Raw genomic sequence first — 16,328 nt, 5'->3', positions numbered from 1 at the left:
GTTGACTTTTCGACGATGACACGCCAGATGGCGCTCATCGAAGCGTAATGCAGCGTGATTGGACCTTTACGGTCTTAGCTCCGCCTCGGTCGTTTCCAACGGGCTTCCCTTTTCACGCGGGGTGTCAAAACACCACCGCCCCTCGCGCGTCCTTGTGTGGATTCGCGAGCCCGGCATCTATTTGAGAGACTCTACATGTCATTTGCAAACCTCGGCCTTGCCGAGCCGCTCGTCCGTGCGCTCGAAGCCAAGGGCTATACCGAGCCGACGCCGATCCAGGCGCAGTCGATCCCGATCCTGCTCGAGGGTGGCGATCTGCTCGGCATCGCGCAGACCGGCACCGGCAAGACCGCAGCGTTCGTGCTGCCGTCGATCCAGCGCCTGACCGAGAACCAGAAGCGCGTCCTGCCGACGCATTGCCGCATGCTGGTGCTCGCGCCGACGCGCGAACTCGCCAGCCAGATCGCCGACAGCGCGCGCGCGTATGGCCAGTTCAGCAAGATGTCGGTGACGACCGTGTTCGGCGGCACCAGCATCAACAAGAACCGCCAGGACATGAGCCGCGGCGTCGACATCCTCGTCGCCACGCCGGGTCGCCTGATCGACCTGATCGAGCAGGGCTTCGTGAACCTGTCGATGATCGAGATCCTCGTGCTCGACGAGGCCGACCAGATGATGGACCTCGGCTTCATCCACGCGCTGAAGAAGATCGTCCGCATGCTGCCGAAGAAGCGCCAGACTTTGTTTTTCTCGGCGACGATGCCAGTCGCGATCCGCGAGCTGGCGTCGCAGTTCCTGCTCGACCCGAAGACGGTGTCGGTGAAGCCGGCCGCGACGACCGCCGAGCGCGTCGACCAGTATGTCACCTTCTGCAACCAGTCGGAGAAGCAGGCGCTGCTGACGATCACGCTGGCGGATCCGGCGATCGACCGCGCGCTCGTCTTCACGCGCACCAAGCATGGCGCCGACCGCGTCGTGAAGCTGCTCGCCGGCAACGGCATCGCCTCGAACGCGATCCACGGCAACAAGAGCCAGGGCCAGCGCGAGCGCGCACTTGGCGAGTTCAAGCAGGGCAAGGTCAAGGTCCTGATCGCGACCGACATCGCCGCACGCGGTATCGACGTCTCGGGCGTTTCGCACGTCATCAACTTCGAGCTGCCGAACGTCGCCGAGCAGTATGTCCACCGCATCGGCCGTACCGCGCGTGCGGGCGCCAGCGGCATCGCCGTCGCGTTCTGCGCGGATGACGAGAAGGCGTACCTGCGCGACATCGAGCGGATCACCCGCCAGAAGGTCCAGGTCCGGTCGCTGCCGGACGATTTCGTCAACCTGTCGAACCAGATCAAGCAGACGCGCGTCAAGACGATGGGTGCCGATCCCGAGGTTCGTATCGATCGTCCGCGCGATCCGGCACGTCCGCGTGCGACGCATTCGCCGCGGGCGACCGGTACGACCGGCCGCAACTATGCGGGTGCGAGCCGTGGTGGCCAGGGTGGCGGCCAAGGTGGTGGCGGTCGTCCGCAAGGTGGCGGTCGTTCCGGTGGTCAGGGCGGCGGTCGTCCGGCTGGCGGCGGCGGGGGCCGTGGCCCTGCGCGTGGCGCGGGTTCGGGCCCGGCACGCTAAAGGAGCATTCGTTCGCCTCGCGGGTTTGGTGTAGACCGGTCCCGCGAGGAGAATGCTCATGGACGTTTCCACTACACCTGTCGCCGAACGCGTCGCGCGCGTGCTGGCGGGACAGCGGATCAGCGCGAACGCCGGCGGCGATGCCGAGTCGGCGTCGCGTCTTATCGACGATGCGTGGGCGGATTATCTGCCCGACGCGCTGGCGGTGCTGAAGACTCTGCGCGAGCCTGACAAGGCGATGGCGGCGGCGGGCGACCCTGCGGTGTGGGAGGCCATGATCCTTGCGGGGATCAAGGGCGCCAAGCCCCAGACGGTAATTCTCTAATCGTTGTTTCCCCGCGAAGGCGGGAACCCAGTCTGGGCACCCGCCTTCGCGGGTGAACAAGCTTACGCATCTACGCACCACCCCGGCGGAGGCCGGGGCCCAATTGGCAAGGCCGGCGTGACGAGGCGCTTCGCTCCGTTACCATCGTCGCCCAATTGGGCCCCGGCCTTCGCCGGGGTATTGTTTTGCTTAGCTTCGATCGCCTAAATTAACCCATCGTCGTCAGCCATTCCGCTTCGTCCGCGCGCTCCGTGCGCAACGCATTGGCAGGCGCGCTTTTGTCTTCGTAGCCGATTGCCATGCCGCAGAAGAGCATGCGGTCATCGGGCATGTCCAAGACCCTTCCGACCGTTTCCGGATACATCGCCCAGCATTCCTGCGGGCAGGTGGCGAGGCCGGCGTCGACCGCGAGCAGCATCAGGTTTTGCAGGTACATGCCGAGGTCCGACCATTGCGGCGGGCCCATGCGGCGGTCGATCGTGCAGAAATACGCGGCGGGGGCGCCGAAAAATTCGAAATTTCGGGCGAACCATTTCTGCCGCGCGGGCTTGTCGTCGCGGGGGATGCCGAGGTGCGCGTACATCGCTTCGCCGACGGCGTAGCGGCGGTCTCGGTAGGGGGCGGTCAGGTCTTTGGGGTAGATGTCGTAAGCCGGGGTTTCGGTGACGCTGCTCGCGATCTTTTTAGCCATGATTGTCTTGAGACGGGTCATGGGTTCGCCGTGGACGACCGCTAGGTGCCAGGGCTGGAGATTGCCGCCGGTTGCTGCTCGCGACGCTTTTACGGCTAGGTCTTCGAGAAGGGTCGGGTCGACGGGCGTGTCGAGGAAGCCTCGGACGGAGCGGTGAGCGGCTATGGCTTCGGTCACGTCCATGATCTTCTCCTGACAGCCCCCATACGAAGGCCCTAACCAATCAATCCTCCCCCGCCAGGGGGAGGTGGCAGGCCCTTGCCTGACGGAGGGCAAGGAAAGGGATCACGTCCGTTCCGTGTCCTCCCCCTCCGTCACCTTCGGCGACACCTACCCCTGGCGGGGGAGGATACGGAACCGACCGGCTCCCAGATCACAGCACGAACCGGCTCAGATCGGTATTCCGCGCAATTTCCTTCAGCTGGCTGTCGACATAGGCGCCGTCGATGACGAGGTTCGAGCCGCCGCGGTCTTCGGCGTTGTAGCTTACCTCTTCCAGCAGCTTTTCCATCACCGTCTGCAGACGCCGCGCGCCGATGTTCTCGATCTCGGAGTTCACCTCCGCGGCGATGCGAGCGATCGCGGCGATGCCGTCTTCGGTGAACTCGATGCCGACGCCTTCGGTGGCGATCAGCGCCTTGTATTGCAGCGGCAGCGACGCCTTGGTGTCCGACAGGATCGCGACGAAATCGGCTTCGGTGAGGCCCTTCAACTCGACGCGGATCGGCAGGCGGCCCTGGAGTTCAGGGAGCAGGTCGCTCGGCTTGGCGACGTGGAACGCGCCGCTGGCGATGAAGAGGATGTGGTCGGTCTTCATCGGGCCGTATTTCGTGGCGACGGTGGTGCCTTCGATCAAGGGCAACAGGTCGCGCTGGACGCCTTCGCGGCTGATCGAACCGCCGCGGCCGTCCGCGACCGCGATCTTGTCGATCTCGTCGAGGAAGACGATGCCGTTGGCTTCCGCATCGGCCAGCGCCGCGCGGCTGACCTCGTCCTGGTCGAGGCGCTTGTCGGCCTCTTCCTCGACGAGCTTGTCCCACGCCGCGTGGACGGTAAGCTTGCGGCGCTTAAGTTGCTGGCCGCCGCCGAACGATTTCATCATCTCGCCGAGATTGATCATCTGCGGCGCACCGCCGGGGATGTCGAACGGCATGGCGGGCGCCTGCTCGATCTCGATCTCGACTTCGGCGTTATTGAGATGGCCATCGAGGAAGCGCTGCTTGAAGCTTTCGCGCGTCGCCTCACTAGCGTTCTTGCCGGTGAGCGCGTCAAGCAGACGTCCCATCGCCGCCTCTTCGGCCTTGTCCTTGACGGCTATACGACGCCGTTCCTTTTCGAGGCGGATCGCTTCCTCGACGAGGTCGCGGGCGATCTGCTCGACGTCGCGGCCGACATAGCCGACCTCGGTGAACTTGGTCGCCTCGACCTTCACGAACGGTGCGTCGGCGAGCTTGGCGAGGCGGCGGCTGATCTCGGTCTTGCCGCAGCCGGTCGGTCCGATCATCAAGATGTTCTTCGGCGTGACCTCATCGCGGAGGTCTTCGCTGAGCTGCTGGCGGCGCCAGCGGTTGCGCATCGCGACGGCGACCGCGCGTTTCGCGGCGGCCTGGCCGATGATGTGGGCGTCGAGCGCGGCGACGATGGCCTTCGGGGTGAGCTGGTCGTTCATGGGGCTACTCTGCTCCCCTCCCTGGAAAGGAGGGGTTGGGGGTGGGTCGGTGTGGGGCGCGGACGGCAATTCCTCTCGGGCCGACCCACCCCCGGCCCCTCCCTTCCAGGGAGGGGTGAAGGCAAATCAGGTCGCGCTGTCCATCGTTTCGACCGTGAGGCGGTCGTTGGTGTAGACGCAGAGCTCGGACGCTATGTGCATCGCCTTGCGGCAGAGGACTTCGGCGTCGGTCTCGTATTCGACCAGCGCTCGGGCCGCGGCGAGCGCGAAGTTGCCGCCGGAGCCGATCGCGGCGACGCCGTTCTCGGGTTCCAGCACGTCGCCGTTGCCGGTGAGGATCAGCGTCACGTCCTTGTCGGCGACGATCATCATTGCCTCGAGGTTGCGGAGGAACTTGTCGGTGCGCCAGTCCTTGGCGAGTTCGACCGCGGCGCGGAGGAGTTGGCCCTGGTGCGCTTCGAGTTTCCGCTCGAGGCGTTCGAAAAGCGTGAAGGCATCTGCCGTGGCGCCGGCGAATCCACCGATGACGCTGCCGTCGCCGAGGCGACGGACTTTGCGCGCGTTGGGTTTCATGACGGTCTGGCCCATCGAGACCTGGCCGTCGCCGATCACGACGACCTTGCCGCCGCGGCGGACCGAGAGAATCGTGGTGCCGTGCCATGTCGGCATGGCGTGGGGGTCGTTGCTCATGGCAGCGATGTAGGGTTTGGTTTTGGGGGTGCAACGCCCTGCACCTCCTCCGTCATCCTGACGAAAGTCAGGACCCAGGGTTCCAGACGGCCCGCCCGTGGCTCTGGGTCCTGACTTTCGTCAGGATGACGGGAGAAAGAGGTTAGCGCCCCTTCCCCCATTCCCGCGCGACCGTGTAGCCAAGATAGCCTGTGCCGAAGAGCGCGTAGAGCGGTTCGGGGATGGCGTTGAGATACGCCGCCATGCCCGCCGCGATGGCCTGCGCCATCTGCGGGCGAACGGCGGCGATCAGGCCGGCGGGGATCGCGCCGAGCAGCAATGTGTACATCACGTACAGGAAAGTCGGGCGGGCTCGGGTGATCCAAGGATCTGTTGCGGGATCAAGGGGTTGCGGGGTCATTGGCTGTCTCCGGGAATCTGGAAGTGCACAAAGTTCACACGCTGGACGCGTTTTCGCAGGGGCCTCAGACGCGGTTCGCCAGCCAGCCGTAGAGGAAGGCTTCGTTGGCGGGACGCGTCTCGGCGAGCGCGACGTAGCGTTCGCCCTGGAGCGCCTTGATCGCTTTCAGGAGCACGGTTTCGCCGCCGGGTTTTCGGCGGGATAGGAAGGCGTCGAGCGCGGTGAGCGTCGCGGGGCCGATGCGGCCGTCGAGGGTCATGTCGGGGTAGTCGGTGGCGCCTCGGTTTAGCGCGTTGAGCGCGCGCTGGAGGAAGGTGGCGGCGACCGCGGGGCCCATGTTGACGCCGGTGTCGAAGAGTTCTTCGGCGATTTTGAGCGCGCGTGCGGCGATTTGGTCGAAGGCGGGGCGGGTCCAGTAGAGGCGGCGGTATATGGCTTCTGCCTGGTCGCGGGGGAAGGTGCGCATGTCTCCGGGATAGCCGTTGGTGCGGGCTACTGCTTGGGTGATGCCGTAGCGGGTGGGGCCGCCTCGGTCTGCCGGGTGGTTGGTGTAGCCGCCTTCGCGGTCGATGACGGCTTCGATGAGGTGGTCGATGGTCATGATGTGGGTCCCGCCCTGTTTGGGGGTGGAGCGAACCATATTGGTTCGCTGTAGGACAGGGGATTTTGGGGTCGCACTTCGCGCTGAACGAAGTCGCTTAGGCGCAACCTGCTCCCCTCCCTGGAAGGGAGGGGTTGGGGGTGGGTCGGCCTGCTTGGGTCGCGACGGGTTTATATGCGGAAGCCGACCCACCCCCTGCCCCTCCCTTTCAGGGAGGGGGGAAGTCTAGGGGCAGCAGCTATCGAGAAGATCGCAAGGCGTTCGTTTGGAGAGCAAATCCCCGGCGGAGGCCGCGGTCCAATTGGGGGACGGCGATGACGGAGGACGGCGCTTCGTTATGTCCGACGTTCCAATTGGGCCCCGACCTTCGCCGGGGTGGTGCCGTTGCGGGGTGGTGCCGTTGCTGGATGGCAGGCGGGTCGCGGTCGCCCCCGCCCACCCAAACCGACGCTACGTCCGCGCGGGGTTGGCGGATTGGTGCCCCTAAGGCTATGCGCTCCCTTGAACATTCGCCGCGGGCCTTGCCCGCGCCCATCCGGTCGCCGCCGCGGCCGACAGGTTAGGAAGACCATGGAAGACGATTTCCGCAAAGCCGCGCTCGATTATCACCGCTATCCAAAGCCGGGCAAACTCTCGGTCGAGGCGACCAAGCGGATGGCGACGCAGCGCGATCTCGCGCTCGCCTACTCGCCGGGCGTGGCTGCCGCGTGCGAGGAAATCGCTGCGGATCCGGACAAAGCGCGGGATTATACCGCGCGTGGCAATCTCGTTGCTGTCATTACCAACGGTACCGCGGTGCTGGGGCTCGGGGCGATCGGCGCACTCGCGTCGAAGCCGGTGATGGAGGGCAAGGCGGTGCTCTTCAAGAAATTCGCCGGGATCGACTGCTTCGACATCGAGATCGACCAGCTCGATCCGCAGGCGTTCATCGAGGCGGTCCGCGTGCTCGAGCCGACGTTCGGCGGGATCAATCTCGAGGACATCAAGGCGCCGGAATGCTTCGAGATCGAGACGAAGCTGCGCGAGCTGATGAACATCCCGGTGTTCCACGACGACCAGCACGGCACCGCGATCGTGTGTGCGGCGGCGGTCCGCAACGTGCTCGAACTGCGCGGCAAGCGGCTCGACCAGATGAAGCTGGTGACGTCGGGCGCAGGCGCGGCGGCGCTCGCGACGGTCGACCTGCTGGTGTCGATGGGGCTCAACCCCGAGAACGTGACGCTGACCGATATCGCCGGCGTCGTGCACAAGGATCGCGGCGACGTGATGCCGCCGAACATGGCGCGGTACGCGCGCACCACGAACGCGCGGACCTTGCCGGATGTTCTGGAGGGGGCGGACATCTTCCTCGGGCTGTCGGCACCGCGCGTGCTAAAGCAGGAATGGCTGCATTTGCTCGCACCCGATCCGCTGATCCTGGCGCTGGCGAATCCGGAGCCCGAGATCCAGCCGGCGCTGGTCCATGCGACCCGGCCCGATGCGATCATCGCCACGGGCCGCTCGGATTTTCCGAACCAGGTCAACAACGTGCTGTGCTTCCCGTTCATCTTCCGCGGTGCGCTCGACGTCGGCGCGACCGAGATCAACGAGGCGATGAAGGTCGCGGCGGTCGACGCGATCGCGGCGCTGGCGCGCGCTACGGCTTCGGATGTGGTCGTCTCCGCGTACGGCGGCGCGACGCCGGTGTTCGGGCCGACCTACATCATCCCCAAGCCGTTCGATCCGCGGCTGATCCTGCACGTCGCGCCGGCAGTGGCGAAGGCGGCGATGGAGTCGGGCGTGGCGACGCGGCCGATCGAGGATTTCGACGCGTATCTGCGTGACCTCGAAGTGTTCGTGTACCGCTCGGGCCAGCTGATGCGGCCGATCTTCGCGCGCGCCAAGCAGGCCGGGCGCTCGATCGCGTACGGCGAGGGCGAGGACCCGCGGACGCTGCGCGCGGTGCAGACGGTGATCGACGAGGGTATCGGCCGGCCGGTGCTGATCGGGCGGCGCGAGGTCATCGCCGAGCGGATCGAGGCGAGCGGGCTTCGCATGACGATCGGCACCGACGTCGACGTGCTCGATCCGGGCACCGACCGCGAGGTGTTCGATCCCCTGCTTGCCGGCTACAGCACGCTGGTCGGGCGGCGTGGCACCCCGCCCGACAGCGCCGAGCGTGCGCTGCGGACGCGGCCGAGCGTGGCGGCGGCGATGCTGCTGCGCGAGGGGCGAGTCGATGCAGCCTTGTGCGGTGGCATCGGCGACTGGTGGACGCAGATGACGTACGTCATGCCGCTGCTGCCGCGGAAGCCGGGCGTGTCGCGGCTGTACGCGATGTCGGCGGTGATCCTGCGGACCGGCAGTCTGTTCTTCTGCGATACGCACGTGACGATCGACCCGACCGCCGAGCAGATCGCGGAGATGACGATGCTGGCGGCCGAGGCGGTGCGCGCGTTCGCGATCGAGCCGAAGGCGGCGTTGCTGTCGCATTCGAGCTTTGGCGCGTCACGCTCGCCCTCGGCGCAGAAGATGCGCGCGGGGCATGCTTTGCTGAAGGAAATGGCGCCCGAGTTCGAGTTCGACGGCGAGATGCACGGCGATGCGGCGCTGTCGGAGGCGCTGCGGCGGCGGCTGGTCGACGACAGCCCGCTGACCGGGTCGGCGAACCTGCTGGTGATGCCGAACATAGACGCGGCGAACATCGCGGTGTCGCTGCTGTCGGCATCGACCGAATCCGCGCCGCTGGGGCCGATGCTGCTGGGGCTCGCCAAGCCGCTGCAGATGATGGTGCCGAGCGTGACCGCACGCGGGATCGTGAACCTGAGCGCGATCGCGGTGGGGCATGCTGCCACGGTGCGCGAGACGGCGTAAGCTTGCCCCCCGTCATGCCGGGCTCGTTCCGGCATCCACGGTTCCGCAAACTATCGGCCGCTGATACGCGGCACGGTGGATGCCGGAACGAGCCCGGCATGACGGAGTATGTTTTGCGGCTGCCGTTCTCCCGCGAACGCGGGAGTCCAGGTTTACGGGCGGCAGCGTTCGTGGTCCTGGGCCCCCGCGTTCGCGAGGGAACAGCAAGGTTTGCCCAGAACGGCAGGACGACTGATCGTCACCGCATATCATCGCTGTAAGAAAATGGTCGGAGCGACAGGATTCGAACCTGCGACCCCCACACCCCCAGTGTGGTGCGCTACCAGGCTGCGCTACGCTCCGACCGAACGGGCCGCAAGGCGACCCGAGGGGGGCGCACTACGCGGGGTCTGCGCCTGATGCAAGCCCGAACGATGCGGCGATTTCTGCGACGATGTCGGCAGCGGGGTCGGCAGCCATGTCGGATGCGCCCGGTCGCGTGACGCCCACGTCTCATCCTGTGGCGATCTGTTGCGCGAGGTTCCAAGCGATGATAGCGGGCGGACCAATGCGGGCGCGACGCGCGACGTCCGGCCCGACCCAACCTTGCGCCTTCCACGGCCCAGCCAGATACGGACCTTCATGTTCATCTCACCAGCTTATGCCCAGGCCGCAGACGGCGCCACGACGGCGGGGGGCGGGATCGCCTCGTTCCTGAGCCTCGCGCCACTCTTCCTCGTGTTCGTCGTGTTCTATTTCCTGATGATCCGCCCGCAGCAAAAGCGCATGAAGGCGCTGCAGGCATCGGTCGCCGCGGTGAAGAAGAACGACAGCGTCGTGACCTCGGGCGGGATCCTCGGCAAGGTGACCAAGGTCGAGGATAACGTCGTCGAGGTCGAGATCGCGCCGAATGTCCGCGTGCGCGTCGTCAAGGCGACGCTGACCGACATCACCAGCCCGAACACGAAGCCGGCGAACGACTGATGCTCGATTTCCCGCGCTGGAAAATCGGATCGATCATCGGGCTGCTGGCGGCACTCTGCCTGCTGGCGATCCCGAGCTTCCTCCCCGAGAGCACCACGAGCCAATGGGGGCGGATCCCGCATCCGCACATCAACCTCGGGCTCGATCTCGCCGGCGGCAGCTATCTGCTGCTCGAGGCGGATACCGCCGACCTCGCCGCGACGCGGATCGAGGCGATGCGCGACAGCGTCGCGGGGACGATGCGCAACGGGACGCCGCGGATCGAGATCGGCGACATCTCGACGCGGGGCGGCCAGCTGAGCTTCCTGCTGCGTGATCCGAGCCAGGTCGACGCGGCACGCGAGCGCCTGCTGGCGATCACCGGCGGTGGCGCAGGCATGAGCGGCCAGCGCGAATGGGACATCACCGTCGTCGACACGAGCCGGTTCGTGCTCAAGCCGACCGAGGCCGGCCTGACCCAGGCGGTCGACACGGCGATGAAGGACGCGACCGAAGTCGTCCGCCGCCGCATCGACGAACTCGGCACCAAGGAGCCGACGATCGTCCGCCAGGGCGCGACCCGGATCGTCGTCCAGGTGCCGGGGCTGAAGAACCCGCAGGCGCTGAAGGACCTGCTCGGCAAGACCGCCAAGCTCGAATTCAAGCTGGTCGACGAGACCGCGAACCCCGCCGACCTGGTCAAGGGTATCGCGCCGATTGGCAGCCAGGTCCTCCCCTACCCCGGCAATCCGCGCGGTGTGCCGTTCATCGCGGTCAAGCGCTCCGTGATCATCTCGGGCGACCAGCTCGCCGATGCGCGCCAGGAGTTCGAGCCGCAGACCAACGCGCCGCAGGTGGCGATCACGTTCGACGCGGTCGGCGGCCGTCGCTTCGCCAAGGTCACGACCGAGAACACGGGTAAACCGTTCGCGATCATCCTCGACAATTCGGTGATCTCCGCGCCCAATATCAACGAGCCGATCCTTGGCGGTCGCGCGTCGATCTCGGGCAATTTCACGGTCGAATCGGCGAACTCGCTGGCGATTTCGCTGCGCTCGGGCAAGCTGCCGGTCGCGCTGAAGACGATCGCCGAGAGCACCGTCAGCCCCGATCTCGGCAAGGATTCGATCCGCGCCGGCGTGCTCGCCTCGATCATCGCGGCGCTCGCGGTGATCGTGTTCATGTTCGTCACCTATGGCCGCTTCGGCGTCTATGCGAACCTCGCGGTGGTCATCAACATCCTGGTGATCGTCGCTGTCATGGCGATGCTGAACGCGACGCTGACGCTGCCCGGTATCGCCGGCTTCGTGCTGACGATCGGGACCGCGGTGGATGCCAACGTGCTGATCAACGAGCGTATCCGCGAGGAGCGGCGACGCGGACGTAGCGTGATCCAGTCGGTCGAGCTCGGCTACAAGGAAGCATCGCGGACGATCTTCGAGGCCAACGTGACGCACGCCATCACCGGCGTGATCATGCTGCTGCTCGGCTCGGGGCCGGTGAAGGGCTTTGCGGTCGTGCTGCTGATCGGGATCTGCACGTCGGTGTTCACCGCCGTCACGTTCACCCGGATGATGGTCGCGCTGTGGCTGCGGAAGAACCGCCCCACCACGATCAATATTTGAGGCGGGAGATAACCATGCGCCTGCTGAAACTCGTACCCGACAACACGAACCTCAAGTTCGTCTCGCTCCGTAAATGGGCGTTCGGGCTGACCCTGATCCTCTCGCTTCTCGCAGTTGGCCTCGTCGCCTTCCGCGGCCTGAACATGGGCGTCGATTTCGTCGGCGGCGTGCTGATCGAACAGAATTTCGCAACGCCGCCGTCGATCGAGGCGGTGCGGACAGAAGTCGACCGGCTTGGTGTCGGCGAAGCCTCGATCCAGTCGTTCAGCGATCCCAAGACGCTGTCGATCCGCTTGCCGTTGCCTGACAGTGGCGACGAAGGTGCGACCAACCGCCTGGTGAAGAAGGTGTCGGATGATATCGGGGCGAAATTCCCCGGGTCGACCTTCTCGAAATACGACACCATCTCGGGCAAGGTCTCGGACGAACTGATCACCAAGGGGCTGCTCGCGGTCGGCCTGGCGATCCTGGGCATCGCCTTGTTCGCCGTGGTGCGGTTCGAGTGGCAGTTCGGCGTCTCGACGATCGTCGCGATCGTCCACGATCTGTTGATGACGCTCGGCTTCTTCGCGCTGATGCGGAATGATTTCGAGGTTGACCTGAACATCGTCGCGGCAGTGCTGACGATCATCTCGTATTCGATCAACGACAAGATCGTGATCGACGATCGTATCCGCGAGAACATGCGCCGCTACCGCAAGATGGACATGCGCGAGATCATCGACCTGTCGGTGAACGAGACGCTGCCGCGTACAGTGATGACGTCGGTGACGATCCTGCTCGCGCTGGTCGCGATGCTGGTGCTCGGCGGCCACGTGCTGCGCGGGTTCACCGCGGCGATGATCCTGGGCATCGTAGTCGGGACCTATTCGTCGATCTACGTATCGTCGTCGCTGCTGATCACGCTGGGGCTGCGGGCCGATCCTGCGCCGCGCAAGGGTGGCGTGCAGGACGGTGCTGAGCGGGTTGGTCCCAAGGTCGAGCGTTGATCTCCACGCTACCGTCATTCCCGCGCAGGCGGGAACCCATAGTGGCTGGCGTCGCGATCGAGTCGCTGACGGTTGCCATTATGGATCCCCGCTTCCGCGGGGATGACGAAGCATCATGAGGATGGACCGCGAGAAGACCGATGGGCCGATGATCTCGGCGATCGGTCGGGCCGGGTTCAAGGTCGACGACGGCTATTATACCGCGTTGTCGATCAGTCCCGAGCGCGCGGATGGCTGGGAGCCGCCGGCGTTCGAGGCTCTCGGCGAGGCGGACGTGGCGGCGTTGCTGGCGCTCGATCCGCCGCCGGAGTTCCTGTTGCTGGGTACCGGCTCGGCACTGCGCCAGCCGCCGCTTGCGTTCAAGCGGGCGGTCGAGGCGCGCGGGTTCGGGATCGAGGCGATGGACAGCCGCGCCGCCGCCCGCGCCTGGGCAGTATTGCGCGGCGAAGGTCGCTGGATCGTCGCGGCGCTCTACCCCCTCGAAGGGTAATTCGTCACCAGCGCCGCGAGGTGCGCGTACAGCGTTGCGGTGTTTCTCTCCCAGGTGAAACCGGCTGCCATCGCCCGAGTGGCCTCGGGGGATGGGGGATCGGCCAGGATATCGCTGATCGCGCCGGCGAACGCGAGGGGATCGCCGATCGTCACGCGTCCGGCGTCGGGGGACGTGACGACCTCGCAGGCGCCGCCAGCCGCAGTGATGACGATCGGTGTCCCACACGCGAGCGACTCGACCCAGACATTGGCGAGGCCTTCCGAACTGGAGGCGAGCGCGCTGACGTCGGCGGCGGCGACCAACCCCGGCACATCCGCGTGCGGAACGGCGCCCAGCAGCCGGACACGATCGCCGACACCGAGTCGCGCGATCTGAGCCTCAAGCGTTGCGCGCGCCGGTCCGTGGCCGGCGATCAGCAGCGTCACGCCGGGCAACGCCGCGACCGCGTCGATGACGATGTCGTGGCCCTTGCGCGGCAACAGCCCGCCGATCGCGATCACCAGCGGACCGCGCACGCCGAGCCTGGCCTTGGCGGCGATGCGGTCGTCGATGGGGCGGAAGCGATCCTGGTCGACGCCGGTATGATGCACCGTGATCCGCTCGCCCGGCATGCCGAGCGTGACCATGTCGGCCTTCATCGCAGCACTGACCGCGAGCAGACCGGCGGCGCCCTGCCCGGCCTCGCGGACCTGCGATGCAGTCGCGGGCGCTTCGCCCCAATGATGGACGTCCGAGCCGCGCGCCTTGATCGAGACGGGCACGCCGTAGCGTTTGCCGAGCGCGACCGCGGCGGGACCGTCGGGGAAGAAGAACGACACGTCGATGACGTCGAACGCAAAGTCGGCGCGGATCGCGTCGAGCACCGGCACGAGCGCGCGTTCGAGCGCGGCGGCGTGATGGCGGCCCTTGGTGAACGGAACCGCGGTGAAGCGCGGGCGGTGGACGTCGAGGCCCTTCCAGCTTTCGCGGTGCGGCAGTTTGGCGAGCTCCGCGTAATGGCGGACATTGCGCAGGATGCCGGGCGGAAGACCGATCGGCGCAACCATTTTCAGCGCGACATCGGGATGCGCGGCGAGCCCCAGCGTCTGCCGTTCGACGAAGCCGCCGAAGTTCGGACGGGCCGCATCGGGAAACAGCGTGGAGAGGGTTAGAACGCGCAGCATTGCGCGGGGGTATAGCGCGGCGCGCGTTAACTGGGGATGAGTGCGAAGCGGCGGTTACCCGTTACTCCACCCCGGCGGAGGCCGGGGCCCAATTGGAGAGGTGGCAATAATAGCGTGCCACGTGTCATTAGCAACGTTCCCCAATTGGGCCCCGGCCTTCGCCGGGGTGGTGGTGACTTGGGCTGGTAAAGACCTTCGATTACCCTGTTTCCCCGCGAAGGCGGGGACCCAGACTGGGCTCCCGCCTTCGCGGGAGAACAAGGAGGGGAGGACGCGCCCTCCTGCTCTCCCTCGATCTACCCCTCGCTCAAATCCGCTTCGCCAAAGGATACGCGAACAACACATCCGCATCCGCGCTGGTCGAGACCGTCTCGCTGCCCGTCATCGTCGCGCATTCGCCGGCCTTGAACGCAACGCCGGCGACATCGCCCGAGCCGGTGATCGGGATCACCCAGCCGGTCGTGCCCTCGGGCAGGTTGACGACATGATCGCCGCCCTTCCAGCGCTCGAGTACGAACTTGGGCCCCTCGACCATGATCGTGCGACCCGTCTCGATCTCGATCGGCGGCGCGACCGGCACGTACGGCGTGGGATCCGCGACCTCGATCCCGTCCTTCAGATGCAGTTCGCGGTCGCTGCCGTAATCGTACAGGCGATAGGTCGTCTCGGAATTCTGCTGGACCTCGATCACCGTCAGGCCACCGCCGATCGCGTGGATCGTGTCCGAGGCGCAATACATGAAGTCGCCCGGCTTGACCGGTTTCCAGTCGAGCTTGTCCTCGATCGTGCCGTCGATCGCCGACTGGCGGAGCTCGTCCTTCGAGATCGCCTGTTTCGTGCCGACCGCGATCGTCGATGTCGGTTCGGCGGCGAGGACCGTCCAGCATTCGTCCTTGCCGCGCGGCAAGCCGCGGGCGTGCGCCTGCTCGTCGTTCGGATGGACCTGGACCGACAGTTTTTCGCTGGTGAACAGATACTTGATCAACAGGTCGGGCGTGGTGTTGCCGGGCTCCTGGAACCAGACTTCGCCGATCGGCGGCGTTCCGGCGGCCGCGTCCTCGAAACCGGGCCAGAGCGTGTCGCGACCCCAGGGCTTCTCGACGCGGTGGGTGTGCAACAGGGTGGCGGGCATGGGATCGTCCTCGATTGGAATGGCGTTTCGCCAACGCACGACCTTTGCCGTGCGATCCGCGCCAGCGAAAGCCCCCCTGCCCCATGAAAGTCGCCCGCCCGAGAGCCTCCTTGGGTGTTTGGCGAAAGGGATTGTTCGCGAAGCCCCGGTTACGCTAAGGACAACGCCAATGCGTATCCCCCAGTCCTTTCCGAGCATGCCCCGTGCCCTTGTGGTCACGCTCGTCGCCGCGCTTGCGCTCCCCATGGCTGGTTGCGCGGGCGGTCGTGCCGCAAAGGGCGATCTGCCCTATGTCGCGCGCGACGTGGGTACGCTGTACTCGACCGCCAAGCGGCGGCTCGATCAGGCGCGCTACAAGGAAGCAGCCCAGCTGTTCGACGAGGTCGAGCGCCAGCATCCCTATTCGATCTGGGCCCGCCGTGCGCAGATCATGTCGGCGTTCAGCTATTACCTCGCGCGCGATTACACCGCCTCGATCAGCTCGGCGCAGCGTTTCCTCGCGGTCCATCCGGGCAACCGCGATGCGCCCTACGCCTATTACCTGATCGCGCTCGGCTATTACGAGCAGATCACCGACGTGACGCGCGACCAGAAGATCACGCGCCAGGCGCTCGATTCGCTCGGCGAACTGATGCGCCGCTATCCGAACACGCGTTACGCATCGGACGCGCGGCTGAAGATCGATCTGGTCAACGACCATCTCGCGGGCAAGGAGATGGAGATCGGGCGGTTCTACGAGACTCGCGGCCAGTGGCTCGCGGCGAACGGCCGGTTCCGCACCGTGATCGATAAGTTCCAGCAGACGACGCACACGCCGGAAGCGCTGATGCGGCTGACCGAGACGTATCTGGCGCTCGGCGTGCCCGTCGAGGCCGAAAAGGCCGGCGCGGTGCTCGGGCGCAACTATCCCGGTACCGACTGGTACCAGCATGCGTACGACCTGCTGAAGAAGAAGCAGGTGCCAGCCGTGCCGCCGCTGAAGCCCGGCGAACAGGTGGTGCCGGTCGGGACCAAGGGGACGCCGTCGGTGATGGTCGAGCTCGACGAGCCGGGCTCGACGCCGACCGGCCCTTCGGTGCGCACGCCCGACAAGCCGCGTTCGGCGGGCCAGCCGTCCAACACCGGCAGCTGA

At 66.2% G+C, this 16,328-nt stretch carries 14 protein-coding genes, 1 tRNA gene and 1 pseudogene; 8 read left to right on the top strand and 8 right to left on the bottom strand.

The annotated features are described in order from the left end of the window. Positions 1-195: 195 nt before the first annotated feature. Both C8J47_RS02010 and C8J47_RS02005 read left to right on the top strand, forming a co-directional pair. Positions 196-1,623, top strand: coding sequence for a DEAD/DEAH box helicase (locus C8J47_RS02010; RefSeq protein ID WP_121884233.1), 1,428 nt, complete (start codon positions 196-198; stop codon positions 1,621-1,623). A gap of 58 nt (positions 1,624-1,681) precedes the next feature. Further along, positions 1,682-1,948 carry a hypothetical protein gene (locus C8J47_RS02005; RefSeq protein WP_093399082.1) on the top strand — a complete coding sequence of 89 codons (267 nt, stop codon included), beginning with the start codon at positions 1,682-1,684 and terminating at the stop codon, positions 1,946-1,948. Between the two features lie 208 nt (positions 1,949-2,156). Here the strand turns inward: C8J47_RS02005 and C8J47_RS02000 are convergent, their stop codons facing one another. From C8J47_RS02000 to C8J47_RS01980, 5 genes and pseudogenes are all read right to left on the bottom strand, one after another. After that, positions 2,157-2,822 (bottom strand): nitroreductase, encoded by a 666-nt coding sequence (locus C8J47_RS02000; protein WP_121884232.1) that lies wholly within the window; start codon positions 2,820-2,822, stop codon positions 2,157-2,159. A gap of 190 nt (positions 2,823-3,012) precedes the next feature. Next, on the bottom strand, positions 3,013-4,308 hold the full coding sequence (gene hslU, locus C8J47_RS01995; protein WP_121884231.1) for an ATP-dependent protease ATPase subunit HslU: 1,296 nt from the start codon (positions 4,306-4,308) through the stop codon (positions 3,013-3,015). A 126-nt stretch (positions 4,309-4,434) separates the two neighbouring features. Continuing rightward, entirely contained in the window at positions 4,435-4,977 is a 543-nt protein-coding gene (gene hslV, locus C8J47_RS01990) for an ATP-dependent protease subunit HslV (protein WP_121884702.1), read from the bottom strand. Between the two features lie 163 nt (positions 4,978-5,140). Next, a pseudogene (locus C8J47_RS01985) lies at positions 5,141-5,374 on the bottom strand (3TM-type holin); the annotation flags it as partial. 88 nt (positions 5,375-5,462) lie between these two features. Further along, positions 5,463-5,999, bottom strand: a complete 537-nt coding sequence (locus C8J47_RS01980) for a glycoside hydrolase family 108 protein (protein WP_121884229.1) — start codon at positions 5,997-5,999, stop codon at positions 5,463-5,465. A 570-nt stretch (positions 6,000-6,569) separates the two neighbouring features. Between C8J47_RS01980 and C8J47_RS01975 the strand changes: the two genes are divergently transcribed. Then, positions 6,570-8,852 (top strand): NADP-dependent malic enzyme, encoded by a 2,283-nt coding sequence (locus tag C8J47_RS01975; protein WP_121884228.1) that lies wholly within the window; start codon positions 6,570-6,572, stop codon positions 8,850-8,852. A 265-nt stretch (positions 8,853-9,117) separates the two neighbouring features. Here the strand turns inward: C8J47_RS01975 and C8J47_RS01970 are convergent. Beyond that, a tRNA-Pro gene (locus C8J47_RS01970) sits at positions 9,118-9,194 on the bottom strand. Positions 9,195-9,473: 279 nt separating this feature from the next. Here C8J47_RS01970 and yajC point away from each other — a divergent pair. The 4 genes from yajC (at position 9,474) to C8J47_RS01950 (ending at position 12,898) form a co-directional block, all read left to right on the top strand. Then, on the top strand, positions 9,474-9,815 hold the full coding sequence (gene yajC / locus C8J47_RS01965) for a preprotein translocase subunit YajC (RefSeq protein WP_055875282.1): 342 nt from the start codon (positions 9,474-9,476) through the stop codon (positions 9,813-9,815). After that, positions 9,815-11,419 carry a protein translocase subunit SecD gene (gene secD / locus C8J47_RS01960; RefSeq protein ID WP_121884227.1) on the top strand — a complete coding sequence of 535 codons (1,605 nt, stop codon included), beginning with the start codon at positions 9,815-9,817 and terminating at the stop codon, positions 11,417-11,419. The genes yajC and secD overlap by 1 nt, the downstream gene beginning before the upstream one ends. A gap of 14 nt (positions 11,420-11,433) precedes the next feature. Continuing rightward, positions 11,434-12,408 (top strand): protein translocase subunit SecF, encoded by a 975-nt coding sequence (secF, locus tag C8J47_RS01955; RefSeq protein WP_056051840.1) that lies wholly within the window; start codon positions 11,434-11,436, stop codon positions 12,406-12,408. 115 nt (positions 12,409-12,523) lie between these two features. Continuing rightward, entirely contained in the window at positions 12,524-12,898 is a 375-nt protein-coding gene (locus C8J47_RS01950) for an Mth938-like domain-containing protein (RefSeq protein ID WP_060526420.1), read from the top strand. Here the strand turns inward: C8J47_RS01950 and C8J47_RS01945 are convergent. Beyond that, positions 12,880-14,064, bottom strand: coding sequence for a glycosyltransferase (locus C8J47_RS01945; RefSeq protein ID WP_121884226.1), 1,185 nt, complete (start codon positions 14,062-14,064; stop codon positions 12,880-12,882). The genes C8J47_RS01950 and C8J47_RS01945 overlap by 19 nt on opposite strands. 307 nt (positions 14,065-14,371) lie before the next feature. Next, positions 14,372-15,196, bottom strand: a complete 825-nt coding sequence (locus C8J47_RS01940; protein ID WP_121884225.1) for a class I mannose-6-phosphate isomerase — start codon at positions 15,194-15,196, stop codon at positions 14,372-14,374. A gap of 169 nt (positions 15,197-15,365) precedes the next feature. Between C8J47_RS01940 and C8J47_RS01935 the strand changes: the two genes are divergently transcribed. Further along, positions 15,366-16,328: an outer membrane protein assembly factor BamD gene (locus tag C8J47_RS01935; protein ID WP_056051853.1), complete on the top strand. Its 963-nt coding sequence runs from the start codon at positions 15,366-15,368 to the stop codon at positions 16,326-16,328.

The organism is Sphingomonas sp. PP-F2F-G114-C0414, assembly GCF_003688595.1.
Taxonomy (GTDB): domain Bacteria; phylum Pseudomonadota; class Alphaproteobacteria; order Sphingomonadales; family Sphingomonadaceae; genus Sphingomonas.
Note: the sequence above shows the minus strand (reverse complement) of the source record. Positions and strands in the feature narration are given on the sequence as shown.

What these genes read in the sequence shown, in the direction of transcription:
- C8J47_RS02010 (WP_121884233.1), top strand. Translation starts at nt 196, where the DNA reads ATGTCATTTGCAAACCTCGGCCTTGCCGAGCCGCTCGTCCGTGCGCTC.
- C8J47_RS02005 (WP_093399082.1), top strand. Translation starts at nt 1,682, where the DNA reads ATGGACGTTTCCACTACACCTGTCGCCGAACGCGTCGCGCGCGTGCTG.
- C8J47_RS02000 (WP_121884232.1), bottom strand. Translation starts at nt 2,822, where the DNA reads ATGGACGTGACCGAAGCCATAGCCGCTCACCGCTCCGTCCGAGGCTTC.
- hslU (WP_121884231.1), bottom strand. Translation starts at nt 4,308, where the DNA reads ATGAACGACCAGCTCACCCCGAAGGCCATCGTCGCCGCGCTCGACGCC.
- hslV (WP_121884702.1), bottom strand. Translation starts at nt 4,977, where the DNA reads ATGCCGACATGGCACGGCACCACGATTCTCTCGGTCCGCCGCGGCGGC.
- C8J47_RS01980 (WP_121884229.1), bottom strand. Translation starts at nt 5,999, where the DNA reads ATGACCATCGACCACCTCATCGAAGCCGTCATCGACCGCGAAGGCGGC.
- C8J47_RS01975 (WP_121884228.1), top strand. Translation starts at nt 6,570, where the DNA reads ATGGAAGACGATTTCCGCAAAGCCGCGCTCGATTATCACCGCTATCCA.
- yajC (WP_055875282.1), top strand. Translation starts at nt 9,474, where the DNA reads ATGTTCATCTCACCAGCTTATGCCCAGGCCGCAGACGGCGCCACGACG.
- secD (WP_121884227.1), top strand. Translation starts at nt 9,815, where the DNA reads ATGCTCGATTTCCCGCGCTGGAAAATCGGATCGATCATCGGGCTGCTG.
- secF (WP_056051840.1), top strand. Translation starts at nt 11,434, where the DNA reads ATGCGCCTGCTGAAACTCGTACCCGACAACACGAACCTCAAGTTCGTC.
- C8J47_RS01950 (WP_060526420.1), top strand. Translation starts at nt 12,524, where the DNA reads ATGAGGATGGACCGCGAGAAGACCGATGGGCCGATGATCTCGGCGATC.
- C8J47_RS01945 (WP_121884226.1), bottom strand. Translation starts at nt 14,064, where the DNA reads ATGCTGCGCGTTCTAACCCTCTCCACGCTGTTTCCCGATGCGGCCCGT.
- C8J47_RS01940 (WP_121884225.1), bottom strand. Translation starts at nt 15,196, where the DNA reads ATGCCCGCCACCCTGTTGCACACCCACCGCGTCGAGAAGCCCTGGGGT.
- C8J47_RS01935 (WP_056051853.1), top strand. Translation starts at nt 15,366, where the DNA reads ATGCGTATCCCCCAGTCCTTTCCGAGCATGCCCCGTGCCCTTGTGGTC.